Origin of the sequence: Parabacteroides sp. AF18-52 (assembly GCF_003479145.1) — a bacterium.
Lineage (GTDB): Bacteria > Bacteroidota > Bacteroidia > Bacteroidales > Tannerellaceae > Parabacteroides > Parabacteroides faecis.
The window spans coordinates 19,682-45,561 of the sequence record NZ_QUGR01000004.1; the positions used below are offsets into that span (position 1 = coordinate 19,682).

Annotated in this window: 26 protein-coding genes and 1 tRNA gene; 14 read left to right on the forward strand and 13 right to left on the reverse strand. The window is 42.8% G+C overall.

What is annotated here, in order from left to right; all coding sequences use genetic code 11:
* Position 1: 1 nt before the first annotated feature.
* Together DWX23_RS08750 and DWX23_RS08755 are read right to left on the reverse strand one after the other, a co-directional pair.
* The gene (locus DWX23_RS08750; RefSeq protein WP_122355026.1) at positions 2-703 is read right to left on the reverse strand and encodes an NDP-sugar synthase; all 702 of its coding nucleotides are present in this window, start codon (positions 701-703) and stop codon (positions 2-4) included.
* A gap of 111 nt (positions 704-814) precedes the next feature.
* Positions 815-2,107, reverse strand: a complete 1,293-nt coding sequence (locus DWX23_RS08755; protein WP_122355024.1) for an inositol-3-phosphate synthase — start codon at positions 2,105-2,107, stop codon at positions 815-817.
* A gap of 434 nt (positions 2,108-2,541) precedes the next feature.
* On the opposite strand from DWX23_RS08755, the gene DWX23_RS08760 reads away from it, so the two are divergent.
* Positions 2,542-2,787 carry an RNA-binding protein gene (locus DWX23_RS08760; protein ID WP_122355022.1) on the forward strand — a complete coding sequence of 82 codons (246 nt, stop codon included), beginning with the start codon at positions 2,542-2,544 and terminating at the stop codon, positions 2,785-2,787.
* A 103-nt stretch (positions 2,788-2,890) separates the two neighbouring features.
* Positions 2,891-4,144, forward strand: coding sequence for a hypothetical protein (locus tag DWX23_RS08765; protein ID WP_122374207.1), 1,254 nt, complete (start codon positions 2,891-2,893; stop codon positions 4,142-4,144).
* 27 nt (positions 4,145-4,171) lie between these two features.
* Here DWX23_RS08765 and DWX23_RS08770 read toward each other — a convergent pair whose 3' ends face one another.
* The 8 genes from DWX23_RS08770 to DWX23_RS08805 form a co-directional block, all read right to left on the reverse strand.
* Positions 4,172-4,546 carry a hypothetical protein gene (locus tag DWX23_RS08770; RefSeq protein ID WP_122355018.1) on the reverse strand — a complete coding sequence of 125 codons (375 nt, stop codon included), beginning with the start codon at positions 4,544-4,546 and terminating at the stop codon, positions 4,172-4,174.
* Between the two features lie 9 nt (positions 4,547-4,555).
* Positions 4,556-5,581 carry an FAD:protein FMN transferase gene (locus DWX23_RS08775; protein ID WP_122355016.1) on the reverse strand — a complete coding sequence of 342 codons (1,026 nt, stop codon included), beginning with the start codon at positions 5,579-5,581 and terminating at the stop codon, positions 4,556-4,558.
* A gap of 62 nt (positions 5,582-5,643) precedes the next feature.
* Positions 5,644-7,371: a dihydroxy-acid dehydratase gene (gene ilvD, locus DWX23_RS08780; RefSeq protein WP_122374208.1), complete on the reverse strand. Its 1,728-nt coding sequence runs from the start codon at positions 7,369-7,371 to the stop codon at positions 5,644-5,646.
* 12 nt (positions 7,372-7,383) lie between these two features.
* On the reverse strand, positions 7,384-7,947 hold the full coding sequence (locus tag DWX23_RS08785; RefSeq protein ID WP_122355011.1) for a manganese efflux pump MntP family protein: 564 nt from the start codon (positions 7,945-7,947) through the stop codon (positions 7,384-7,386).
* 3 nt (positions 7,948-7,950) lie between these two features.
* Positions 7,951-8,475 carry a nitroreductase family protein gene (locus DWX23_RS08790; RefSeq protein WP_122374209.1) on the reverse strand — a complete coding sequence of 175 codons (525 nt, stop codon included), beginning with the start codon at positions 8,473-8,475 and terminating at the stop codon, positions 7,951-7,953.
* Positions 8,472-9,422 carry a glycosyltransferase family 2 protein gene (locus DWX23_RS08795; protein WP_122355007.1) on the reverse strand — a complete coding sequence of 317 codons (951 nt, stop codon included), beginning with the start codon at positions 9,420-9,422 and terminating at the stop codon, positions 8,472-8,474. Before DWX23_RS08795 ends, DWX23_RS08790 begins: the two co-directional genes overlap by 4 nt.
* An 18-nt stretch (positions 9,423-9,440) precedes the next feature.
* On the reverse strand, positions 9,441-9,971 hold the full coding sequence (locus DWX23_RS08800; RefSeq protein WP_122355005.1) for a DUF4199 domain-containing protein: 531 nt from the start codon (positions 9,969-9,971) through the stop codon (positions 9,441-9,443).
* A gap of 112 nt (positions 9,972-10,083) precedes the next feature.
* Positions 10,084-10,157: transfer RNA gene (locus DWX23_RS08805), tRNA-Thr, on the reverse strand.
* A 522-nt stretch (positions 10,158-10,679) separates the two neighbouring features.
* On the opposite strand from DWX23_RS08805, the gene DWX23_RS08810 reads away from it, so the two are divergent.
* The 8 genes from DWX23_RS08810 to DWX23_RS08845 all read left to right on the forward strand — a co-directional run bounded on the left by DWX23_RS08810 (position 10,680) and on the right by DWX23_RS08845 (position 18,909).
* Positions 10,680-12,083 carry an amidophosphoribosyltransferase gene (locus DWX23_RS08810; protein ID WP_122374210.1) on the forward strand — a complete coding sequence of 468 codons (1,404 nt, stop codon included), beginning with the start codon at positions 10,680-10,682 and terminating at the stop codon, positions 12,081-12,083.
* Positions 12,084-12,257: 174 nt separating this feature from the next.
* On the forward strand, positions 12,258-13,478 hold the full coding sequence (gene pepT / locus DWX23_RS08815; protein ID WP_122374211.1) for a peptidase T: 1,221 nt from the start codon (positions 12,258-12,260) through the stop codon (positions 13,476-13,478).
* A 14-nt stretch (positions 13,479-13,492) separates the two neighbouring features.
* Positions 13,493-14,578, forward strand: coding sequence for a glycine cleavage system aminomethyltransferase GcvT (gene gcvT / locus DWX23_RS08820; RefSeq protein ID WP_122374212.1), 1,086 nt, complete (start codon positions 13,493-13,495; stop codon positions 14,576-14,578).
* A gap of 77 nt (positions 14,579-14,655) precedes the next feature.
* Positions 14,656-15,180: a GNAT family N-acetyltransferase gene (locus DWX23_RS08825; protein ID WP_122374213.1), complete on the forward strand. Its 525-nt coding sequence runs from the start codon at positions 14,656-14,658 to the stop codon at positions 15,178-15,180.
* Between the two features lie 98 nt (positions 15,181-15,278).
* Entirely contained in the window at positions 15,279-16,226 is a 948-nt protein-coding gene (locus DWX23_RS08830; RefSeq protein ID WP_122374214.1) for a transporter, read from the forward strand.
* A 102-nt stretch (positions 16,227-16,328) separates the two neighbouring features.
* Positions 16,329-17,432 carry a YhcG family protein gene (locus DWX23_RS08835; RefSeq protein WP_122374215.1) on the forward strand — a complete coding sequence of 368 codons (1,104 nt, stop codon included), beginning with the start codon at positions 16,329-16,331 and terminating at the stop codon, positions 17,430-17,432.
* Positions 17,433-17,645: 213 nt separating this feature from the next.
* On the forward strand, positions 17,646-18,380 hold the full coding sequence (locus DWX23_RS08840; protein WP_122374216.1) for a DUF5036 family protein: 735 nt from the start codon (positions 17,646-17,648) through the stop codon (positions 18,378-18,380).
* A 91-nt stretch (positions 18,381-18,471) separates the two neighbouring features.
* On the forward strand, positions 18,472-18,909 hold the full coding sequence (locus tag DWX23_RS08845; protein ID WP_122374217.1) for a DUF695 domain-containing protein: 438 nt from the start codon (positions 18,472-18,474) through the stop codon (positions 18,907-18,909).
* Here DWX23_RS08845 and DWX23_RS08850 read toward each other — a convergent pair.
* Together DWX23_RS08850 and DWX23_RS08855 are read right to left on the reverse strand one after the other, a co-directional pair.
* Positions 18,906-20,219 (reverse strand): hypothetical protein, encoded by a 1,314-nt coding sequence (locus DWX23_RS08850; RefSeq protein WP_122374218.1) that lies wholly within the window; start codon positions 20,217-20,219, stop codon positions 18,906-18,908. The genes DWX23_RS08845 and DWX23_RS08850 overlap by 4 nt on opposite strands.
* A gap of 136 nt (positions 20,220-20,355) precedes the next feature.
* Complete coding sequence (locus DWX23_RS08855) at positions 20,356-20,769, reverse strand: DUF5856 family protein (protein WP_122354989.1); 414 nt, start codon at positions 20,767-20,769, stop codon at positions 20,356-20,358.
* Positions 20,770-20,917: 148 nt separating this feature from the next.
* Here DWX23_RS08855 and DWX23_RS08860 point away from each other — a divergent pair, with 148 nt between their 5' ends.
* A complete protein-coding gene (locus DWX23_RS08860; RefSeq protein WP_122374407.1) occupies positions 20,918-21,274 on the forward strand; it encodes a DUF488 domain-containing protein in 357 nt (118 codons plus the stop codon).
* 142 nt (positions 21,275-21,416) lie between these two features.
* Positions 21,417-22,307: a metallophosphoesterase gene (locus DWX23_RS08865; protein ID WP_233587551.1), complete on the forward strand. Its 891-nt coding sequence runs from the start codon at positions 21,417-21,419 to the stop codon at positions 22,305-22,307.
* Between the two features lie 154 nt (positions 22,308-22,461).
* On the opposite strand, the gene metF is transcribed toward DWX23_RS08865, so the two are convergent.
* Positions 22,462-23,412, reverse strand: a complete 951-nt coding sequence (gene metF, locus DWX23_RS08870) for a methylenetetrahydrofolate reductase [NAD(P)H] (protein ID WP_122354987.1) — start codon at positions 23,410-23,412, stop codon at positions 22,462-22,464.
* Positions 23,413-23,495: 83 nt separating this feature from the next.
* On the opposite strand from metF, the gene DWX23_RS08875 reads away from it, so the two are divergent.
* Together DWX23_RS08875 and DWX23_RS08880 are read left to right on the forward strand one after the other, a co-directional pair.
* Positions 23,496-24,515, forward strand: coding sequence for a branched-chain amino acid aminotransferase (locus tag DWX23_RS08875; protein WP_122354985.1), 1,020 nt, complete (start codon positions 23,496-23,498; stop codon positions 24,513-24,515).
* A 186-nt stretch (positions 24,516-24,701) separates the two neighbouring features.
* A complete protein-coding gene (locus DWX23_RS08880; protein WP_122354983.1) occupies positions 24,702-25,880 on the forward strand; it encodes an ATP-binding protein in 1,179 nt (392 codons plus the stop codon).

The following is a 25,880-nucleotide window of genomic DNA, read 5'->3' on the forward strand; positions in this document are numbered from 1 at the left end:
GTTAACTGTTTAAAAACTCTTCGGCTTTTTGGATATCTTCTGCATGGTCTACGTCTACGATCTTGCTGAAAGGATATGCCTTTAGCTTTAATCCTTCGGCTATCAGTTGGCGCTGGTAATTGCGCATGCGCGACATGCCTTGTTCAATGGCATTGTTCAGCACTTTCAATCCGGAACGCCGCAGGCAGTAGATGCCGCCGGATATGTAGGTGCATGCCGGTTCTCCCTGTTTGTCCAGAAAGCCGCGGATCGTTAGATCTTCATCGGTATCTACGTATAACGGCTTTTCGTCGTCGATGAAATCCGTTACAGCCATCAAACCGTCCAGTTGGTTGTCTTTCAGGAATTCACGGATATATCCGCCGAATTCTTCTTCTCTGAAAATGGTATCGACGGTAGTCAGGCAGATGTTATCGCTGTCCAGATAGTGACTTAGCTCGTAAAAGCTGTGCATGGAACTGGGCGTGGACTTTACCAGCAGGTAAAAGGGAACGGGTAGTTCCATCTTACGCAGGTGTTCCTGTACTTCCGTCATTTCTTCATTGACGATAATACTGATAGACGATGCGTCGTTTTTCAGAAAAACATCGATCAACCGGTCTATTAATGTCGTACCGTTCAGTTGTACCAGTGGTTTGGGGCATTTTACTCCTTCTTGCACCAGCCGGGAACCCTCGCCTGCCGCAATGATTGCATAATCCATATTTTATCAGAAACTATTTGAATAAAGATGATTGATATATGAAAAAGAATTTCTTCTATCCGTGGAAAAACTTTTTGAACGGATAGAAGAAATCTTTCTTATATGTGTGTATCAATCCAGATAGCTAGGTGCTTTTTCTCCGATCATATCACGCAAAGTCTGTTTAACCATTCTCCACTGCTGGAACAGGTCGTGAACAGGCTGGTGTTCGAAGTCGTGCATCGGACTCTTGCAGAAGAATGACAGCCAGGTCTGGATACCAGACATGCCGGCACGCATGGCAAGATCGCTGAACAATACCAGGTCGAGGGCGATAGGAGCAGCGAGGATGGAGTCGCGGCAAAGGAAGTTTACCTTGATTTCCATCGGGTAACCCATCCATCCGAAGATATCGATGTTATCCCATGCTTCTTTGTTGTCTTTACGGGGCGGATAGTAGTTGATACGTACCTTATGATATACGTCACCGTACAGATCCGGATATTTTTCAGGTTCGAAGATGTTGTCGATCACTGACAGTTTACTTACTTCTTTTGTCTTGAAGTTTGCAGGATCATCCAATACTTCACCGTCGCGGTTTCCTAAGATGTTGGTAGAGAACCAGCCGCTTACACCCAGCATACGTGTTTTGAACATCGGAGCCAGTACGGTCTTCATCAGTGTCTGTCCACTCTTGAAGTCCTTACCGGAGATAGGGACATTCATCTGTTTGGAGAATTCCCACATAGCAGGTGTATCTACGCACAGGTTAGGAGCACCCATGATGAACGGAGCACCTTCTGCAATGGCTGCGTAAGCATAACACATACTCGGAGAAACAGCCTCGGTGTTGTTTTCCTTCATGGCTTTCTCCAATGCGGCAAGCGACATGTGTTCTTCTGACAGCGGAATGTAGATTTCCGTACTTGCTGCCCACAGAACTGCCATACGTTCGCAGTTATTTGCGGCTTTGAAGTCGCGGATATCCTGGCGCAGTTGTTCTACCATTTCCCAACGGGTCGCCGCTTTTTTAATGTGCGTTCCGTTTAAGCGTTTTGCCCAATTGTGATCGAATGCAGCCGGCATCGGTTTGATGGCCTGCAATTCTTCTTTCACGTTGTTCAGGTCTTTTTCTTTCAATACTTCTGCATACATGGCAGCCTCGTATGCATTATCGGGGAATATATCCCAACCGCCGAATACAATATCGTTCAGATCAGCCAAAGGCACGATGTCTTTGATTGCTTTCTCTTCTCCGTTCTCCAAACGCATAGTCGCCATCTGCGCGATCGAGCCGATTGGTTTTGCTACTCCCTTACGAGCAGCCAGAGTACCTGTAATCATGGTGGTTGATACTGCTCCACCTACACCCACAACGAGAATGCCAAGTTTACCTTTAGCTTCTTTTACTTCGATTTTTTCCATGTCAATTTAAGTTCAAAAAATAATTGTGCAAATTTAGCCCTTCTTAATCGGATTAAAAAGGAAAAATATGCGATATAATTGGTCAAAAATACTATAATTTTCAATAACTCGCCAATGTTGAAGGCAAATGGTTACCGTTTTTAGTTCTAAAGGCTTGTTTTTTGAGCCTTCTGCACGATGAAAAAATATTTCCTCCCTTGGTTATTTGTTACAAAAATATAAAAAGAGATTCGATTGACAAATAATTTAGGTGAATATAGTTGGTTATCGAATAAAAATACTTTCCTTTGCGACGTGTAAACAACATAGTTTTCAGAAATAGTTCTTTTATCTCAGATGTAATATTCAACAATGAATTTATTTTGTAGTAATCGACCTTTCCAAGATTATTTGTTACAAGTTTTTTTTATTAATTATTTTATATTATTTTTTGTATGAATATTTACATTGGTAACCTGAACTATCGGGTTAGAGAATCTGACTTACAGCAGGTTTTGGAAGAGTATGGCGTTGTAGAATCAGTTAAGTTGATCATCGATCGCGACACAAACAGATCTAAAGGTTTTGCATTCGCTGAATTCACAAACGAAAATGAAGGCAGAAATGCAATCAACGAACTGAACGGCGCAGAATACGAAGGTCGTCAGATGGTTGTTAAAGAAGCTACTCCGAGACGTTGAGATAGTTTTAACAAATAGCATAGGAAGGGATATGGAAGTTAAACTCCATGTCCCTTTTTTTATTGACGATTATTTCTTACGTTTGCTGCAAATTTTAAAATAGATGAAAACTCTTCTTATGAAACCTGCCCGCCTTCTTTTATCGGGCGTATGTCTCTTGATTATAAATCTGTTTATTATATCTCCGGTCCGTGCACAGATACCCGACCGGGTCTTTAAGTCGGACCATCGTATCGATCCGGAAAAGAAAGGACAGTTGCTTGTCGAGGTGGACAATATTAGTTTTTTTAAAGATAATGAATATTCAGGTTCTATTATGAAGGGATATTCGTTGCCGGGCTTCTGGTTACAGCCGAAAGCTGTCTTTTATCCTTTGAGTAATATTAAACTGGAGTTGGGCGTACATATGTTACGTTATTGGGGTGCCAAAAAATATCCGGCTTTGGCTTATCAGGATATTGCCAGATGGAAAGGCGACCAATTTCAGCATGGTTTTCATGTGCTTCCTTTTTTTCGTGCGCAGATAGCTTTGTCTGATCATGTGAATATCGTTCTCGGAGATATTTATGGCGGGGCTAATCATAATTTGATTGAGCCCTTGTATAATCCGGAGCTGAACCTGACGGCTGATCCGGAAGCTGGGTTGCAGTTATTATATGATTCACGCCGGTTCGATCTGGATGTGTGGGTGAATTGGGAGAGTTTTATTTTCCGTGACGATACACATCAGGAGGCATTTACCGTGGGGTTGTCGGGACGTTATAAGCTGAATGACCCGGATGCCCGCTTTCATTTCTATGCGCCGGTGCAAGGGTTGGCCCAGCATCGGGGAGGGGAGATCGATACGATTCTTACCAATTCGGTACAGACGCTGATGAATGGTTCGGTGGGTGTAGGGACAGTCTGGAATACGGGAAATCGGGTTTTCCGGAGCGTGAACCTGGAGTTTGACGTGACGGGCTATTATCAGCAGGCCGGAAAGTTATGGCCTTATGGTAGTGGTTCCGGTTTTTATGCCCGGGCTTCTGCGGATATTTATGATTTCCGGGTGAAAGCATCTTACTGGAACAGTAATAAGTTCATTTCAATGTTCGGAAGTCCGTTTTACGGGGCGGTGTCGACTTCGAAAGAAGGGGTTTCTTTTGACGGACAGAATATGGTTTATTTAGGACTGGAATATTCCAGGAGTTTCGGAAAGGGATTTTCTTTGGGCGTAGATGTGGATGTGTATCAGCATTTGTCGGTGAATAAGTTCGGTCCGGCTGCCGGTGAGGTCGGGAAATCCGGTAGTGCGACCAGCTTCTCTGCCGGTGTTTACCTCCGGATCAATCCGTCGTTCCTCATTAAGCGTTTCTGATCGGAAACATAGAAAGTAAATAAAGGTCTAATTCAAATTAGACCTTTTTTCTTTCTGATAGGATTCAAGCAGGAAAATCGTTTTTGCTAATGATGGAAAAGTGGGTAGAACCACCGGACGTTCCGGGTTCCATTCCGGGTCTTCCGTGATCATTGTCGATAATGTTCCTGCATGCATAAGTACCGTTTGTACATCTGTGATAGCCGTTACGATATGACGTTTTTCTGCCGGTAACAGGACGAAATAACCTGCATTGACTTCTACTACCGGCGTTGCTATCGAACAAATAAGAAGTTTTCCTGCTGTGACAAAAAGTAATATGTTTCCCATTTGTTCTGTGTCATATACTACTTCACCGGCTTTTACTTCTTTACACTCAAATTGATTAATAAAATTCTTCATAAAAAATTGCTACTCGCTCAGTAGTGCTTCGATCTTCCTGTTCGGAAGGAATTGGAGCATACCGGTAGAGTATTCTATCTGATGTTTACCGTTTTCGTCGGTGTAGATAACATAGTATTCGATTCCGGGGATATTCTTTGCAGCTTCGCGGGCTTTTTCGAGGCCCATAGCCATGAATGCTGTGGCATAAGCGTCTGCGGTGATACAGTCGTCCGCAACAATCGTCGCACTTAATATGCTTTGTTCGGATGGATAGCCCGTACGCGGATCGATGGTGTGGGCATATTTCTTACCGTCTTTGATATAATAGTTACGATAGTTGCCGGAGGTAGCTACGCCTCCTTTTTTGCATAATTCGACCACTTCGCCGACATCGTTCTTTATTCCTGTCGAATCGTCTTCAGGTTTGTTTATGCCTATACGCCAGCATTTTCCATTCTGGTTGACACCTTTCATCGTGACTTCGCCTCCGATTTCGACCATGTAATTTTCGACTCCTTCCCGTTCGAGCAGGCGTGCTATCACGTCGCTGGCATATCCCTTGGCAATGGCGGAGCAGTTCAGCAGGATACGGGGATCGTCTTTTATTACTTTCCGTCCGTCGAGCCTGACTTTCTGATAACCGACAAATTGTTTGATGCTGTCGATCATCTGAGGGGTTACGCTGTCCATTTTGCTGAAACCGAATCCCCACAGGTTGACGAGCGGGGCGCAGGTTATGTCGAAGACTCCTTCCGAATGATCGGATACTTCCTTGGCTTTGTTGAATACCTCGATGAACCAGTCGTCTGCTTCGACAGGTTCGTTCTGGTTCACTTTCGATATGATTGAGTTCGGATTGAACGGATTCAGAGAAAGATTGAATTTCTGAAGTTCGGCATCGATCTTTTCAGTCAATAATTCAGAACCTTCATATTTGATATGATAGATTGTATGGAAAACGGAACCACTTTCTTCAAAATATTGTTTCTGTTTTGTACAGGCTGTGAAAATGAGTATCCATAAGCTGAGCACCAGGTAAATCTTCTTGTACATCTCTTTAAATTTTAGCGCTGCAAAGATACTAAAATTTATTGTAATTCAACCAAGGTCAATGGTTAAGCCTTTCTGTTTTCCATATAGGCCCCTTTCATGGGAGAAGCACAATTGTGTGTGAAAATATCCAGGATGCCGTTTGTATGGCGGGATGCAGGTTGTATCCATCGCTTCCGGCGTTCTGACAAGATACGTTCTGTTTCTTCAGGGAGCAGTTGCTGTCCGTTTGTTCCGATGATGTCGAGCTTGCGTGCCGGGATGTCGATACGGATCAGGTCGTTGTCTTCCACCAGGGCGATAGGGCCACCCTCGTAGGCTTCCGGTGAGACGTGGCCGATGGCGGGACCACGGGTGGCTCCGGAAAAACGTCCGTCGGTAATGAGGGCGATGCTTTCCGCGAGTTCAGGATCGGAGGCGATCGCTTCCGTCGTGTAGAACATTTCAGGCATACCGCTGCCTTTCGGACCCTCGTAGCGGATAAATACGGCATCTCCCGGGTGGATATCTTTTTGTAATACGGCATGCAATGCTTCCTCTTCGCTGTTGAATACACGGGCTGTCAATGTTGCCTGCATCAGGTTGGGGGAGATGGCGGCGTGTTTGACAACGGCTCCTTCCGGCGCAAGATTACCTTTTAATATGGCAATGGCTCCTTGTTTCCGGATCGGGGTTTCAAAAGATTTGATAATATCTCCGGATTTTACTCCAAGCGGGGATAGGTATTTGTTGCATCCTTCGTAGAAGCCGTTTCTTTGCAGGGTTTCGAGGTTTTCTCCCAGGCATTTGCCGGTGACTGTCCGGACATCCAGGTTTAGTACGCCTTTTAGTTGTTCCATAATGGCAGGAACGCCACCGGCATACCAGAAGTATTCGCCCGGCCAGAATCCGCTCGGACGGATATTCAGCAGGAATGGGATTTGCCGGTGTATTTCATCGAACAGTTCTGCCGGAAGTTCGATGCCTAGTTCGTGAGCGATGGCAGGCAGATGCAGCAGGCTGTTGCTGGAACCGGCGATGGCGGCATGTACCATGATCGCATTCCTGAAAGCATCGATCGTCAGGATGTCGGATGGTGCTAATTCTTCTTTAGCCAATTCGACGGAACGTTGACCGGCATAGCGGGATACCTCTTTTAAATAATGTATATGAGTCGGGATCAAGGCTGAACCGGGGAGCGCGATGCCTAGTGCTTCAGCCATGACCTGCATGGTGGAAGCCGTTCCCATGAACGAGCAGGCCCCGCAAGTAGGGCAAGCCTCTTTCTTGTAGGTGAAGAATTGTTCTTCGGTAATCTCTTTCCGTTCATATTGGGCACTGTACGTTCCGATCTGTTCCAATGTCAGCAGATTGGGACCGGCTTTCATAATGCCTCCCGGTATGAGAAGGGCCGGCATATTCAGGCGGGCGATTGCCATCAGGTGAGCCGGGACCGATTTATCGCAACTGGTGATGAAAACGCCTGCATCGAAAGGGGTTGCTTTGACGTGTATCTCCATCATGGCTGCCATCAGGTCGCGCGATACGAGTGAGTAGTTCATTCCGTCATGGCCTTGTGCTTCACCGTCGCAAATGTCAGTAACATAGTAATTGGCTGCCCGTCCTCCGGCGTCGTTGATTCCTTTTCCGGCTTCTTCCACCAGTTTGTTCAGATGGGCGCTTCCGGGATGGCTGTGCCCGTAGCTGCTTTCAACGATGATCTGTGGTTTGCTCAGGTCTTCGATGCTCCAGCCGCTGCCAAGGCGAAGCGAGTCGAGTTCCGGTGCCAGTTTACGTAATTCCTGACTTTTCATATATTTCCTTTATTAGCTTAAGAACAGGTGTTCTATTAATATTTTTGCTCCGATACCTATCAGGATCAGTCCGCCGAGCAGATCGAGTTTCAAATCTACTTTCCGTCCGAAGCGGCTTCCGAAATAAACGCCGAAGGCCGACATCAGGAAAGTGACGATACCGATCAGGGATGCCTGGATAACGATATCCGATTTCAGGATTGCCAACGAGATACCGATAGCCAGCGCATCGATACTGGTGGCTATGGATAGTCCGAACAATGTTTTGTTGCAGAGCGGATTCGTTTTGCAATCCTCATCTTCCTCCTGGGTGCTGTCGTAAATCATCTTGCCGCCCAGGTAAAGCAACAGGACAAATGCGATCCAGTGGTCGAAGGCTGTAATGTATTTCTGGAATCCGACGCCAGCCAAATAGCCTAAAACCGTCATTGTGGCTTGTGTGATACCCATAAAAGAGCCGATCTTAACCATATTACAAACGGTGCAGTTCCGGATGACGGCACCGCCGGTTACAGACACGGCTAAACTGTCCATCGATAATCCGATGGCTAGTAACACTATTTCTATAATTGACATAAATTAAAATGTTTCCCTTTTGCTAACCTCGTCCGTCGCTTTCCTTTTCTTCGGAGTCTTAGCGAACAGATCCGGATTTTCGGGGTAACCTATCGCCAGGATTACCACCGGTTCTACCGTTTCCGGCAGATTGAAATGTTTCCGGCACAGGGCCGTATCGAAATTACAAACCCAGCAACTTCCCAAACCTTGTTCGGTAGCTGCCAGGCAGATATGTTCCGTAGCAATAGCTACGTCGATGTCCATGTGATCTTTACCGTCGGATTGCCGTTTCCACGACTGGCTGTGGTCTCCGCAAGCCAGTATCAGCAACGGGGCCTGTTTGAACCATTCCCGCGGATAGCATTCCTGTAGTTTGCGGCGTCCCTCGTCTTCCTTTACCACCAGAAAATACCAGGGTTGGAAATTAACAGCCGAAGGGGCCAGGCGTGCTGCTTCCAGAAGGTAGTCTATTTTTTCCTCTTCCACCGCAGTGGGTGCATATTGGCGGATCGAACAGCGTTTCTGTATCAGCTCAAGTGTATTCATATTTCTGATTCTATCTTATAGTTGTTTCTGTTGGGCGAGTTCCTCGAGATCAGTTCACCGATAAATCCAGCCAGGAACATTTGTGTTCCGAGGATCATCGCGGTAAGCGAGATATAGAAATACGGGGAATTGGTCACCAAAGGACGCAGATCGCCGGAGAACATAGAGATCAGCTTCATGGTTAATACGAAGACCAGGGCGATAAAGCCGATGAAGAACATCACGCTACCCCATAGTCCGAAGAAGTGCATCGGTTTCTTTCCGAATTTGGAAGTGAACCATAGTGTGATCAGGTCGAGATAGCCGTTCACGAAGCGGTTCAGCCCGAATTTGGTGGTCCCGTATTTGCGTGCCTGGTGTTGTACGACTTTTTCACCGATCTTGTGGAATCCGGCTATCTTAGCCAGATAGGGGATATAGCGGTGCATATCGTTATACACTTCGATATTTTTAATCACGACACTTTTGTAGGCTTTCAGTCCGCAGTTGAAGTCGTGCAGGTTGTCGATCCCGGAAAATTTGCGTGCTGTAGCATTGAACAGTTTGGTCGGGAGTGTCTTCGACAGCGGGTCATACCGTTTCTTTTTCCATCCGGAGACAAGATCGTATCCGTCTTCCTTAATCATACGGTACAGTTCAGGTATTTCATCCGGGCTGTCCTGCAGATCGGCATCCATTGTGATGACGACATCGCCTTTTGCCCGTTGGAAACCGCAATGCAATCCGGGGGATTTACCGTAATTCCGGCGGAACTTGATGGCTTTGATGCATGAGTTCTTTTGTTGTAACTCCTGGATCACTTCCCATGAATTGTCTGTGCTGCCGTCGTTTACAAATATTATTTCGTAAGTAAAGTTATGTTCTTTCATCACCCGCTCTATCCATGCTTCCAATTCGGGTAGAGACTCGGCTTCGTTGTACAACGGAATAACTACTGATATGTCCATTATTTGTATTGTTTCTCCTTATTGTTCTTGTCTGATTGCACCGGTTTCATTGTTCCTGCACAAGATGGCTGCTACCGGTATCGATAGTATGATTCCGTAGAATATATTATTGAAAATACCTTGAATAGCCATATGGATAGGAGTGAAATTGGTTTTTCCTATTGCTTCCATTACTTCGGTGCTTACCTGTGAATCTTTCAGGACATCTATCATCTGGTTGACCGAATTACTCAGGAAATCAGCCGGAGCGATGAACTGGAAGAATACGAAATGTTCCAAAGCAACGATCAGTGCGGCAAAAAAGTACAACATCGTACCGAAACGCCAGGCATGAAAGAAACTGATCTTACCGCCGATATCCTGTTTGTAACGTTTCGTCAGATAATAAGCGATGAACGGTACTGTCAGAGTGAGTACTATATATATAATGTTAAGCGCAGGAACCGTGTTGCTGAAAATAAAGAACAGATATTTTATCACCCAAAAGATTCCCATGGCTAATCCATAAGTCATCGCGCTTTTTAATAATAGACCTTTATTTTCTTCCATTATATTGCTGTTTTAAAGTTTCTATCAGCAAAATTAATCCTTTTGTTATAATATACAAGGTATATAATAATAAAAAAGAGGAAGCTTATTTAAATAAACTTCCTCATTTCTGAGCCTCTTGTCGGATTCGAACCAACGACCCCGAGATTACAAATCACGTGCTCTGGCCAACTGAGCTAAAGAGGCAGGTGGGTAAGCTTACTACATCGCGCCGCTACAACCAAGTACCCTTGCTGCGGTCAAGCCCTGGGGGATTCCGAGGGAGCATGCCGTGTAGGACTTACCCGGGTGCAAAAGTAGATATTATTTTTTACAATGCAAGTGTTTTTATGCTCCGGAGCATATTTTTATTTATAAATGGCTGTATTCCTTAATGTTTTATCATAGTTAAAAAATGTAATTAAATTAAAGCTCGGAAGTACGGGGTAGTAATAACCCGCTTTTTTCGATTGACAAAATGATATTTCTATAGCGGGAAAATAGGATTACTATACCGGATAAATAAAAATACCCCCGCGGGTAATATATTTTAACGTATCAAAAAGGACCGATTAGGAGAATTTCTGCGTCAAAATGAAAATGTGGTTGACATCTATGCGGAGAATATTATTTATAGGGTGGTTCTGATTGTATGCGATCTCTTTTAGTATATTCTAAATATTCTTGTAACTTTGTGCCCTAATTCAAAAATCAAAAACACTAAGGACAATGGGTGGTTTTTTCGGAACTATTTCTAATTCATCCTGTGCCACCGACTTATTTTACGGCACAGATTATAATTCCCATCTGGGAACCCGTCGAGGCGGTATGGCAACTCTTTACAATGGCGTCTTCAAACGCTCGATCCATAACCTCGAAAATTCTTATTTCCGTACTCGTTTTGAAAGTGAACTGGAGAAATTCCAGGGAAATTCCGGTATAGGTATCATTAGTGATACAGATCCTCAACCAATTTTCATTAATTCTCATTTAGGCAAATATGCAGTAGTAACGGTTGCCAAGGTGAATAACCTGGAGGAACTGCAGAATGAGTTGTTGGATAAAGGTTGTCACTTCTCGGAAATGAGTTCAGGACAGATCAATCAGACCGAATTGATCTCGTTGCTGATTTCCCAGGGTAAAACTTTTGTTGAAGGTATAGAAATTGTATTCGAAAAAATAAAGGGGTCTTGTTCGATGCTTGTCCTGACGGAGGAGGGTATTCTTGCCGCCCGTGATAAGTGGGGACGTACTCCGGTGTTGATCGGAAAGAAGGAGGGGGCCTATGCCGCTTCGAGCGAACCTTGTAGTTTCCCGAATCTGGGTTATGAGATTGAATATAATGTAGGGCCGGGCGAGATCGTTATGCTTACTGCAGACAAGATGACGCAGTTGCGTAAGCCGAATAAGAAAATGCAGGTTTGTTCATTCCTGTGGGTTTATTACGGTTATCCGGTGTCTGAATATGAAGGGGTGAATGTAGATGCTTCCCGTTATGCGAGCGGTATGACGATGGCGAAGAAGGATGAGGTGGATGCTGATTTCGTTTCGGGTATTCCTGATTCCGGTATCGGTATGGCTCTGGGGTATGCCGAAGGAAAAGGTATTCCTTACCGTCGTGCTATCGTAAAGTATACGCCGACATGGCCTCGTAGTTTTACTCCGGCCAACCAGGCTGTCCGTGATCTGGTAGCCAAGATGAAGTTGATCCCTAACCGGGAGCTGCTGAAAGGTAAACGGGTTATTTTCTGTGACGACTCTATTGTACGCGGTACACAGCTTCGCGACAATGTCAATATATTGTACGGATATGGTGCGAAAGAGGTACATATGAGAATCGGATGTCCTCCGATCCTGCATGCTTGTCCGTTTGTCGGTTTCTCTGCATCTAAATCACATCTGGAATTGATTGCTCGCCGGATCGTTAAAGAGCTGGAAGGCGACGATGCAAAGGATCTGGATAAATATGCAACGACCGGAACCGAGCAGTATAATCAACTGGTAGAACGTATCCGTGAAAAGCTGAATATTACTACATTGAAATTCAATACGGTTGAAGATCTGATCGCATCGATCGGCTTGCCGAGGGAATGTGTTTGTACGCATTGCTATAACGGCAATGGTTGTTTTTAACTACTTTCCCTGATGGAAAAGTAGGCAAAAGATCAAGGCTGCACTTATATATTATAACAGGTGCAGCCTTGATCTTTTGGTTACTTTTGGATCAAGCCAAAAGTAACGTTCAATTTATTTTGTTATTCGTTGCTCTTTATATACTTTTATGGTTTAAATATAAAAGTATAACTTATGACCGTATTAGATAGATTTCTGAAGTATGTCACGTTCGATACCCAGTCGAACGAAGAGACACGTACAACGCCGAGTACTCCGGGACAGCGAGTATTTGCAGAAGCATTGGTAAAAGAACTGGAAGAGTTAGGTCTGGATGATATTTCTTTGGATGACAACAGTTACCTGATGGCCACCCTTCCTGCCAATACAGATAAAAAAATACCGACTATCGGTTTTATTGCCCATTTGGATACCAGCCCTGATATGTCAGGTAAAGATGTGACTCCACGCATCGTAAATTATAAAGGCGGCGATATCGTATTGTGCGCTGAAGAGAATGTGGTTCTTTCTCCGCTGATGTTCCCCGAACTGAACGATTATAAGGATCAGGAGATTATCGTGACTAACGGTAAAACTTTGCTGGGTGCCGATGACAAAGGAGGCGTAGCGGCTATTATCGGAGCGATCCAGTATCTGAAAGAGCATCCGGAAATCGAACATGGAAAGATTCGCATCGGCTTCACTCCCGACGAGGAGATAGGAGAGGGTGCCAATCATTTTGATGTAGAGAAGTTCGGTTGCGAATGGGCCTATACCATTGACGGCGGACAGATCGGTGAATTGGAATACGAAAACTTCAATGCCGCCGTTGCCAAAATAACATTCAAAGGTCTGAATGTCCATCCGGGTTATGCGAAAAACAAGATGCTGAATGCTTCATTGCTGGCTATCGAGTTCGCTTCCTGGTTGCCTGCATCGCAACGTCCCGAACATACACAAGGATATGAAGGATTCTATCATCTGACCAATATGTCGGGTACGGTAGAAGAGGCTTCTTTATCTTATATCATTCGTGACCATGTACGCACTTTGTTTGAAGAAAAGAAGAAACAACTGGACATGTGGGTGAAACGTATGAACGAGATTCACCCGGGCAGCACGACGTTGGAGTTGCGTGACCAGTATTATAATATGCGTGAGGTGGTTGAACCGAAGAAACATATTGTAGACCTGGCATTCGAAGCGATGGAAGCAGCCGGTGTCAAACCGTTGGTTAAACCGATTCGTGGCGGTACGGACGGGGCACGTCTGTCGTTTATGGGATTGCCTTGTCCGAATATTTTTGCGGGCGGCCTGAACTTCCACGGACGTTATGAGTTCCTTCCGGTTAACTCGCTGGAAAAAAGTATGCAAACAATCATAAAAATAACCGAGCTGTTAGCTCAAAAATCTTAAACGAAATTAATAACATGAAGACGACTCCGTTTACCGATGTGCATATCGCATTGGGAGCAAAAATGCACGAATTTGCCGGCTATAACATGCCAATCGAGTATACCGGCATTATTGATGAACACATGACCGTTGTGAATGGCGTAGGTGTATTCGACGTATCTCACATGGGTGAATTTTGGGTGAAAGGTCCGAACGCACTGGCTTTTATCCAGAGTATTACTTCCAACGACGCGTCTGTTCTGCCTTTAGGCAAAGCACAGTATACTTGCTTCCCTAACGATAAAGGTGGTATTGTGGACGACCTGTTGGTTTACCATTTCGAACCGGAAAAATATCTGTTGGTTGTCAATGCCGGTAATATCGCAAAAGACTGGGATTGGTGTGTAAGCCATAACACTGTCGGTGCAGAACTGGAAAATTCTTCCGACCGTACCGCTCAGCTGGCCATCCAGGGACCGAAAGCTGTGGAAGTGCTTCAGCGCCTGACTCCGGTCGATCTTTCTTCCATACCTTATTATTCTTTTGTAACAGGTGAATTTGCTGGTTGCAAGAACGTGATCATTTCCAATACGGGTTATACCGGTGCCGGTGGTTTTGAATTGTATTTCTACCTGGATGATGCCATGACTATCTGGAATGCTATCTTCGAAGCCGGTAAGCCGGAAGGCATCAAGCCGATCGGTCTGGGAGCACGAGATACGCTTCGTCTGGAAATGGGCTTCTGCCTGTATGGTAACGACCTGGATGATACGACATCTCCGATCGAAGCCGGATTGGGTTGGATCACTAAATTTGTAGACGGCAAGGACTTTACTAACCGTGCGGAACTGGAACGTCAGAAGAAAGAAGGTGTGACACGTAGATTGTGTGCATTCGAATTAGTAGATAAAGGTATTCCCCGTCACGGTTATGAGATCGTTGATGCGGAAGATAACGTGATCGGTGTGGTTACATCCGGAACTATGTCTCCTGTATTGAAGAAGGGGGTCGGTATGGGCTATGTGAAACCCGAATATGCGAAAGTCGGTTCTGAATTTTTTGTAAAGGTTCGTAACCGTAACCTGAAAGCACAGGTTGTGAAAGCTCCTTTCCGTAAATAAAATAATATCATAGATAAGAAGAAGTTAGCCGGATAGAACTATTCGGCTAATTTTTTGTAAAGCAAAAACGTGCAGGGATGAAACAGATAAGAGTGGCAGATAAGCAATCTCCTTTATATGCAGATTTTGAACAGTTATATCGGATTAGTTTTCCAATCTTCGAGCAACGGACGGAGGAACAGCAGTTGTTGGCTTTCTCTTCTCCTTCTTATCATTTAGTTGCTTATGTGGAGGACGGGACGTTTGTCGGTTTTATTGCCTATTGGGAATTTACTCATTATTTATATATCGAACATTTCGCTATTCATACGGATCTGAGAGGAAAAGGATATGGAAGTATTGTGCTGAAAGCCTTGCAGGATAGTTGTGATAAAAGGCTTTTGCTGGAAATTGATCCGGTAACGGATGATGTTTCGGCCAAACGGCTTCATTTTTATGAATTGAACGGTTTTTCTGCAAATCCGTATCCGCATATCCATCCGCCGTATCGCGAAGGATTTCACGGTCATGATCTGGTTGTCCTGACAACGAAAGGGAAAATAACCCAGGATGAATATACGCAGTTTGCCTGGGATTTGAGAGGGATTGTGATGTGTTTTTAGTTTGCTCCGGAGAGCATTTGTCGGATTTCGGTGACATTATAGTCAGAAAGTAACAGATGTTTTGTAAGTTTGCAGCGGAATAAAATAGAATAGGTCTCATGTTGAAATTTCTGAAAAACTGGACATTGCCTATTGCAATGTTGGCCGGTGTGTTAGGTTATTTTGTGTTTGCCAACTTCACATTTCTGGAGCCGACAAAACCGTTTGTCAATACTTTCGTTGCTTATATTACCCCTTTCCTGATCTTTGCACAGTTACTGTTAACCTTTTGTAAGGTAGACTGGCGGGAATTGATGCCTTCACCCTGGCATGGATGGTTGTTGCTTTTTCAGATTGTTTCGGCTTCGGTTTTGGCTGCTTTATTGATATTCATCCCGATGGACGGTTCTTACCGGGAGGTGTTTGAGGCTGCTATGGTATGCCTTATCTGTCCGACGGCAACAGCTGCAGCGGTCATTACGGGGAAACTGGGCGGAAGTGCTTCCAGCTTGACTACGTATACATTATTATCTAATATATTGGCGGCAGTAGCTGTCCCTTTGATCTTTCCATTGGTAGAGCCGCATGCGGATATTACTTTTTTTACTGCATTCCTGAAGATATTGGGTAAAGTATTTCCTTTATTGCTGTTCCCGTTTTTCCTGGCTTTGTTCTTCCGATATGTCCTTCCGAAAGTTCATCATTTCCTGCTGGGCTTTCATGACCTGGCTTTTTATTTGTGGGGAGCAGCGTTGGCTATTGTAACAGGGCAGACGGTGAAGTCTTTGATGACCAGTGAGGTGCCGGGGAGCGTACAAATACTGATTGCTTTGGCCGGTTTTATCACTTGTGCCCTTCAATTCTACCTGGGTAAACGGATCGGTACGATCTATAAAGACCGTATCAGTGCCGGTCAGGCTTTAGGACAGAAAAATACTGTGTTGGCTATCTGGATGGCTTATACCTATCTGGACCCTGTTTCATCGGTGGGCCCGGGTTCTTACGTACTCTGGCAGAATATTTTTAATAGCTGGCAGTTGTGGAAGAAGCGGAAAAATGTGGAATAGCTGACTTTGATACTAACATGCAGGCGAAAAGAGAAAAACACCTTTGCTTTCTTTTTGATATCGTTATTTTGTACTTTTGCAAATAATAACACCAAAGTGTAAATGAATATAAATCAGAATTATGTAGAAGCAGTGAAGGCCATAAAAGAGGCTATTTTGCGCAGTCAACACCGTGCTGTCGTATCGGTGAATAAGGTGCAGCTGTCTCTTTATTACGGTATTGGACGTTACGTGTCGGAAAACTCTCGTACAGGCTTTTGGGGGAAAGGCGCAATTGAGCAGATATCTTCCATGTTGCAGAAAGAGTTACCGGGACTAAGAGGATTTTCAGCTTCGAATATAAAGAATATGCGGATTTTCTATGAAGAATGGGAGATCGTTTTAAATCGCCAGCCAGCGGTTGACGATTTTGTGTTGGATGAAAAATTGCTGTTGAATGCAATTCGCCAGCCAGCGGCTGACGAATTTAATTGGGCAGATTTCCTTTCAATCGGCTTTAGTCATCATACAGAAATCATATCTAAAGCTAAGAGTTTGGAAGCACGATTGTTTTATATACATGAGTGTGCCACTCGCTATTGGAGCAAATATACTTTAAGGGATTATTTAAAAGCAGACCTATACCGCCATCGGGGAACTTTACCTAATAATTTTGCACAAACATTACCCGATACAAAGCATGCACTTAAAGCTGTTTGTTCATTCAAAGATGAATACTTGCTTGATTTCATCAATGTGGAGGAATTGGATGAACAAGAGAAAAATTTAGATGAAAAGATAGTGGAAAAGGCGATTGTAGCCAATGTGAAGAAGTTCATCATGACCTTTGGACAAGATTTCAGCTTTATAGGCAATCAATACCGTGTGGAGGTTGCAGGAGAAGAAGTGTTCATTGATTTGCTCTTTTTCAATCGGGAACTTAATTCTCTGGTCGCGGTAGAGTTGAAATCAGGGAAATTCCGTACATCCTATTTAGGACAATTGAATACTTATCTATCTGCTTTAGATACATATATCAGAAAGCCACATGAAAATCCCTCTATCGGAATAATCCTTTGCAGAGAAATGAATCAAACCTTTGTAGAATTTGCAGTTCGTGATTATAATAAGCCGATGGGAGTCGCTACTTACCGTGCATCCAAAGATATGCCGGAACGACTTCGTAACGCCCTACCGGACATTGAGGAACTGAAAAAGCTATTGTAAAGCAAAAATATTGTTTCTTTTTGGGCAAGTAAATGTCTTTTGTTACCCACTATTAGTAATAGGTAGGATTGTTTATTGATAATCGGTTGTATGTGATGATTGGTGTGTAATATCTGGCAGAATATTTTTAATAGCTGGCAGTTGTGGAAGAAGCGGAAAAATGAGATTAAATCGAGTGAGTTTTAAGTTTGAATTAATTAAATAAAAGAGAGTATGAAAGTTAAACATTTATTCGGAATGCTATCGTTGTTCCTTTGTGTATTTAATTTGGTGAGTTGTGGTGATGATGAAATCAAAGATCCGGATGATGCCGTTACGCTGAATATGTTGAACGAGGAAGGGGATAAGACAATGTTAGGTAATTCTGATGTTTATATCAACAAATCCAACAACTTTAAAACTAATTATTGTTACATTGCCGATGCAGGAGAAACTTCCGGACTCGGGGTGGATGTCCAGTTGCAATTGAATAATCTTGCTCGGGAGGTAGCTGTTGTTCCGGGGCATTTATATCAGATATATGACCGGGATGTTTTGCGTGAATTTCCTTCGGGAAAGTGTGCCGTTTTGGTAGGATCAGGTTATTATAAGGCTTATGTGGTTTCTCCGATAGTTAATGAAAATGTGATGACAGGTGCTACTGTTAAATATGCATTGACCTATCCCGAAGCTCCGGAACTTCCTGAGTATGAAAAGCTCATGGGGTATATTGATTATGTAGGAGAAAGTCTTGAATATACGTTGCCTAAAGATGTAGAATGTGTATCAAATGCTTATTTAGACAGCGATAAGGATGCTTTCGATATACAGATTAATGATCGAAAATTAACTATTACATTATTGAAACCGGTTGATAAGAACTATGGTCCGTATGGAACCTATGGAATGTATCTTCGTTTAGGATCAGTATTTACGACTGTAGAATTTAATGTTGGCATGGGTCGGTAAAATAACGATTTTCAGTAAGTTTTTTACTGAAGGAGTTTTATAAACCAGTATCTTTGTCATCTAATACAAACAGGAAATAAAATAAATACATATGAAATTAAGCAATGAGTGGTTTACTGCGCTTTCGGAAGATGAGGCGGGGCATTTGGTTACGGTTAGCGGGCGTGATGAGTTGACGGAGTTTATCCAGTCGGGAAAATTCAAGGAACGTGCTGAGATCACCTGGAAGTATGAAGGAGATGATAAAGGTATGCCGGAGGATGAACTCGCTGAGAAAATGGAAACCGTTCAGGAAACTTTGCGGAAGGCGATGGAGAAAGATAAATTATCTATTCTGACAGGTGTTTATACCGGGGCAGGAGAGAAGGTGTGGGTTTATTATACCCGTACGGTCCGTGTCTTTGGCGAACGGTTGAATGAAGCGCTGGCACCGTTCGAATTGCTTCCGATATCTATCTATACAGAAGTCGATCCGGAATGGGAAGAGTATCTGGATATGTACGAGATGAAGCAGTGGGCGGTGGATTAATCTATGGTTAGTTCTTTTTTAACAAGCCAGCTGCCGATGCGGGATTCGGAGATTCCTTCTTTCAACTTGTAGCTACAGATGAAACGATCATCTTTTATTTCAGATTCCATATAGTTGAACTGACATGTCTTTTCATTATAAAAAGTCTCTGCAAGTTCTATGATATGAGTGGAAAGGAGGAATTTGCTCTTGGTATGTTTATTCAATAGGGCAAGTACTATTTCCGATGCTTCGTAGGCATCCCGGGCGTTTGTTCCCCGGAAAAGTTCGTCGAATACGATGAAGTAACCGTTTCCATCCCTTACCTTTTCCAATATACTCTTGATCCGCAGAACTTCTGCATAAAAATGACTTTCTCCCTTTTTTAAAGAGTCCGGTAAATTGATGGAAGTGAAAAGGCCATTATATACTGGGCAAAGCATTCGGCTTGCCGGTACCGGTACCCCCGCATGCGCTAGCCAGATGGCCGATGATAATGCTTTTAGTGTAGTCGATTTACCCGCCATATTGGACCCTGTGAAAATATTTATGTGTTTTTCTTCCAAATTCCAACTGTTAGGTACAGCCTTTGGCAATGCGGGGTGGAAGAAGTCGTGTATGACTAACCTGGAACTGTCGGAATACAATTCCGGATAACAGTAGCCTTTTTCGCAGGCTATTTTATGTGCTGATTGGAACGCATCCTGTTCATATACTATATCGAGTATTCCCTGAACCGCCACTTTACCTTTATTACGGAAAATATAATCGAGTTGGTCTGTTTCGTAGCAACTACATGCAGTCTCTTTGTCAGGAATAGAAGCGAATGTGCTACTTTCCATATAAGAACGGATCATTCGTATGGTTCGTCTGACTGCATTCGGTTGACCTGCTTCATATTCAGCAGATGATATTTTTCGCAATTCCCTGATCAGTTCGCATAAGTACAAACATCCCCGTTTTTTTATATAATTCCATGGATTATTCTGGAATTTGTTTTTTAGCCATTGATAGTAAGAGATAACTTCCAGTGTTGTTATAGGAGGCGGCTCGTCGTAATTCAAATAATATTCGATAAAATCCAAAGAATCACCATCTATTTTTAGATCTGCGATTCCTCCGACCCGAATGGATTCGATACGATTGTGAAGTACCCCCATGTCGCTGATGGGATAGGTTACCCAATTTTTTAGTAGCCTGTGTCCACCGATTGATTGGGTTTCATTATAGATGCTTGTCAACTCAAATTCTCCGTAAGGATTTTGTGTAACACATAGATCATTACGAGTTTGTATATCTGTCTCTAATTTTTTTATTCCTATCTGTCCCATTTAACAAAGATAGGTTTGTTTGTGAGATATGAATACTCAGAAGTCTGAAAAATATAAAAAGGAGTTGTCAATAAAGACAGCTCCTTTTTTGTAAATATATAAACTCTAAAAAATAACTTGCTGACCGTTCGGTCGTTTATTGTAATCTGACCAATCTGTAAAGCAACTGCTGGATCGCTTCCTGATAGTCGTCGATAATGGATTGTGAGAATGCTTCAGGGAATAGATCTCTGTGTTTTTCTACGTAGTTGTAGAAATCTGATGCATGTTTTACAATATCCTTCGGCGTTTTTGTTTCAGGAATAGTTATTTGCAGGTCGCCCACCATAGCGTATGTTGTTTCCGTAATTCTGTCGATCACATCGAGTACTGAAGCAACGGCTTCATCCAATGCCATGTGTTTAGCATAACTACCTGCTCCGGTTACGCTCCAATGAAAAAGTTTAAGACTGCTGTTGAATGAGAAAAGTTCTCCGATAAATGCTGCTAGCTCTTTGTTTGATGTATGGGCTGCTTTTTCTTTTTGTTCCGATTTTACTGTTGTACTCATAATACTTTTAGTTTTATGTTTTGTACTTAATAAACATCATGGACTGCTGGAAAGTTCTGAGAAAATGTAGAAAATATGGGAAAGAAATGAATGCTAACAATATGGCCATAAACCTTGTTTATATAGAAAATATAATACATAAATGGATATGACACAGATAAAGTTAAAACGGATATATGAAGATCCGGAAAGTTCGGACGGCTATAGGGTTTTTGTCGATCGTTTATGGCCGAGAGGTATGAAAAAAGAGGCTGTCCATTATGATTTATGGGCAAAAGACGTAACGCCTTCTCCTGAAATACGTGAATGGTTTCATCAGGCACCCGATGAAAGATGGAATGAGTTTGCCGCATTATACCAAAAGGAACTGAGCGGTTTGGATGCGGTAAAGCAGTTTGTTGAAGAGATAAAAAAGTATCCGGTAGTGACATTGCTTTACGCCGCAAAAAGTCCGGATCATAATCATGCTTTGATATTAAAAGAATATTTGGAACATGTGATATAAGCGGTAGATAGGTGCTTATAGTCAAAGGTATTGACTTTTTATTAACTTTGTAAGTCAATATCAGGGGTATGTTGTGTCTGACAGCGTGCTGATTGACTTTTAAATCTATGAAACTTATAATATGATGAACAGACGCTTATTTTTGAAAAAAACATGTGGGGGAGCATTGCTTTTGGCCGCTTCTCCTTCTTTTATATCCTGTGACCGTCAGCAACGTCCCGTTCGCTTTGGGATTGTGACAGATCTGCACTATTCACGACGTGAACCTTACGGAACACGTTATTTTCCTCAGACGATGGAAAAGTTGAAAGAGGCCATCGGTGTTTTCAATGAGTCAAATCTGGATTTCGTGATCGAGTTGGGTGATCTTAAAGATCAGAACAATGTACCTCAGAGAGAGCGAACCCTTACTTATCTGGATGAAATAGAAAAGGAGTTTCAGACTTTTCAGGGACCTGTTTATCATGTTTTAGGAAACCATGATATGGACAGTATCTCAAAAGAGGATTTTTTACAACATACCTCCAATCATGGTGATGCCGATAAGAAAACATATTACTCATTTATCTGTAATGATATAAAATTCATAGTACTGGATGCAAATCATAATCTGGACGGAACACCTTATGATAGAGGGAATTTTGATTGGACAAAGGCTTTTATTCCTAAAGATCAGGTGTTGTGGTTGCAGGAAGAATTAAAGGAAAAAGACAAACCTGTCGTCATCTTTATACATCAGTTACTGGATCGTTTTTCTGATATTGGCAAGGCGCTTTGTGTTAGTAATGCGGACGAAATCGTTCCTCTGTTGGAGGCAAATGGAAATATACTTGCAGTATTTCAGGGACATCATCATGCCGGACATTACAGTTTCCGTAATAATATCCACTATTGGACAATGAAAGGGATGATAGAAGGAAAGTTGCCCGATAATAATAGTTTTGCTGTTGTAGAAATCGATCCGCAAAACAATATTCATATCGATGGTTTCTATAATTGTGAAGATAAGGATTTAAACCGCATCACGGTGTAAAGCCATTCGGTCGATTTGCATAAAGCGGTCTAATGTTTTTCAAACAAAGGGAGGACTAAATAAAATTAGAGGTAGGTGTAATTCGAATTACATCTACCTCTAATTTATAAGACATGATAATGTGTCCTGGCGGTCAACGATTCCACCAAAGGATTTAATATACTTCTTTCGCTACTTTATAAACGCTGTCCGTTGCCATCATTGTATAAAAATGCAGGCTTGGTACTCCGTGAGCGATCAGGTCTTTACATTGTTGGATACACCATTCTACACCTACTGCTTTCACTTCATCGTCATTTTTGCATTTGCGCAGTTCGGCAGCAAAAGGTTCCGGAATATCAGAACGGAAGATCTTTGGTAATACAGTCAGCTGAGTTTTAAAGACGACCGGCTTGATTCCCGGAATGATCGGAACCGTGATACCTTCTGCACGGCAACGGTCTACAAAAGAATAATATTTTTCATTGTCGAAGAACATCTGTGTAACCAGGTAGTCGGCTCCGTTCTTCACTTTTTCTTTCAGGTAAAAGATATCCGATTCCATATTCGGAGCTTCCTCATGTTTTTCCGGGTAGCAAGCCATACCGTATGAGAACGGAGTTTCGTTAGCCTCAAAGGTTGAACCGTCTATAGCAATTCCTTTGTTAAAATTATTCACCTGTTGTTGCAGACCGGTTGCATGCTCGTGGTACAGGTCGGTGTTTTGTCCGGCTTCCAGTGTTTTCACATCTCCGCGGAGCAGTAGCAGATCGTAAACACCCAGGAAGTTGAGGTCAATCAAGGCATATTCCGTCTCATCTTTCGTAAACCCTTTACAGATGATATGCGGAACGGCCGGAATACCATATTTATTCTGAATAGCGGAAGCAATGGCTACCGAACCCGGACGTTTGCGGATGTTCACTTTCTGGAAACTTCCGTCAGGGAGAGTCTTATATATATATTCGCTATGATGTGAGGTGATGTTAATGTATTTAGGATTGAATTCTTTTAGTTTATCAATCACATTATACACTTTCTGTATGCTGTTCCCTTTCAAGGGTGGAAGTATTTCGAATGAGAAAGCAGTGCTTTTGCTGCCGTTGATCAGATCAATAACTTTCATATTTTAATTATTTTTGCTGCAAAAGTAACAATTATCATCTGAAATAGCTTACTTTTGCGTTCATAATCTAATTACGACATTATATGGAAAATATGAATTGGTCTGATCTTGCATTCGGTTATATGAAGACAGACTACAATGTACGGTGTTACTATCGCGATGGTAAGTGGGGTGAATTGGAAGTTAGTTCTTCTGAAATTATCAATATTCACATGGCAGCTACTTGCCTCCATTACGGACAGGAGTCGTTTGAAGGGTTAAAAGCATTCAAGGGAAAAGACGGGAAGATCCGTGTATTCCGTATGGATGAAAACGGCAAACGTATGCAAGCTTCCAGCCGTGGTATCAAGATGGCTGAACTTCCTGTGGAAATGTTTGAAGAAGCAGTTCGCAAGGTAGTGAAATTGAACGAACGTTTTGTTCCTCCTTACGAGAGTGGAGCAGCATTATATATCCGCCCGCTGATGATCGGTTTGGGTGCACAGGTTGGTGTGAAGCCGGCTCCCGAGTATATGTTCATGATATTCGTAACACCGGTAGGCCCTTATTTCAAGGGTGGTTTCAAACCTTCGAAGGTTTGTATCATGCGTGAATACGACCGTGCTGCACCTCAGGGTACAGGTACTATCAAAGTCGGAGGTAACTATGCAGCCAGTCTCGTTGCCGGAGAGAAAGCGAAAGAAAAAGGCTATGCAGCCGTTCTTTATCTGGATCCGAAAGAAAAGAAATATCTGGACGAATGCGGTCCGGCAAACTTTTTCGGTATCCGTGGCAATAGCTACATCACTCCGCAGTCTCATTCCATCCTGCCTTCTATCACCAATAAGAGTTTGCAACAATTGGCAGCCGATATGGGTCTGACCGTTGAACGTCGTCCGGTTCCGGTGGAAGAACTCGCTACATTCGATGAAGCGGCAGAATGCGGAACAGCGGCCGTTATCGCTCCGATCTCACAAATCGACGATTTGGATATCGATAAGTCTTATGTAATTGCCAAAGATGGCAAACCGGGTCCTGTTTGTGAAAAGTTATATAATAAACTACGTGGTATTCAGTATGGCGACGAGCCTGATACTTACGGATGGGTAACGATAATTGAATGAATAAGATAAGAGTATTGACAGTTAGTGGTTTATTTCTAAAAAGACCATTAACTGCCAACTCTGAATTCTCAAACGTCAATACGCATTGTTAACTTTAGATTGCCAACTGAAAATAAAATTGCTATCTCGGTATTGCAAAGTAGAGGATAATTTCTATCTTTGTGGCCTATATAGTAAGACAGTAAGGTGGAAGCATTCTTTAAAACACATAAATACCTTGTAGAACATTTGCATGCACCGGTACGCCGGGGGCTGATGGATGAGATTAACTGGAATGACCGGTTGATCGGTATCAAAGGCTCTCGTGGAGTAGGTAAGACTACGTTTTTACTGGATTATGCCCGCGAACATTTTGGTGCTGATAATAAAGAGTGCCTATATATTAATCTGAATCATTTTTATTTTACAGAACGTACTTTAGTCGATTTCGCTTCTGAATTCAGAGCGAAAGGAGGGAAGGTGCTGTTGATCGACCAGGTTTTCAAATATTCAGGATGGTCGAAAGAGTTACGTTACTGTTATGATAATTTTGAAGATCTGAAGATTATCTTTTCCGGTTCATCGGTTATGCGGTTGAAGGAAGAGAATCCGGATCTCTCGGGTAAAGTCGTTTCATATAATTTGCGTGGTTTTTCTTTCCGTGAGTTTCTGAATCTGATGTCGGGAAACAATTTTCCGGCTTACACATTCGAGGAAGTGCTCGCAAACCACCAGGAGATTGCCCGTAATATCTGTTCGGTAGCCAAACCGATGGCTTATTTTCAGGATTACCTGCATCATGGTTTTTATCCTTTTTTCCTGGAGAAACGCAATTTCTCCGAGAATCTGCTGAAAACAATGAATATGATGTTGGAGGTAGATGTCTTATATATAAAACAAATCGAGCAAAGTTATTTGCCTAAGCTCCGAAAATTATTATATTTGCTGGCTATCAGTGCGCCGTGTACGCCGAATGTAAGTCAGTTAAGTAAAGATATAGAAACATCTCGGGCGACAGTGATGAATTATATTAAGTATCTGACCGATGCCCGTTTGATGAATATGTTATATCCGGTAGGCGAATCGTTCCCGAAAAAGCCCTCTACCGTATATATGTATAATTCGAATCTGATGTACCCCATCCGTCCGATGGAGGTTAACCTACAGGCAGTGCGCGAATCTTTTTTCTATAACCAGCTTTTGAAAGACAATAGACTGAATGAAGGAATAAAGAATGCTCACTTTCTGGTAAATGAAAAGTATAATTTCAGGATAGAGGAAAGTATGAAGGTGAAAAACAATCCCGATTTATACTATGCTATTGATAAGGTTGAAGTAGGAGATGGCAACATGATCCCGCTTTGGCTTTTTGGCTTTTTATACTAA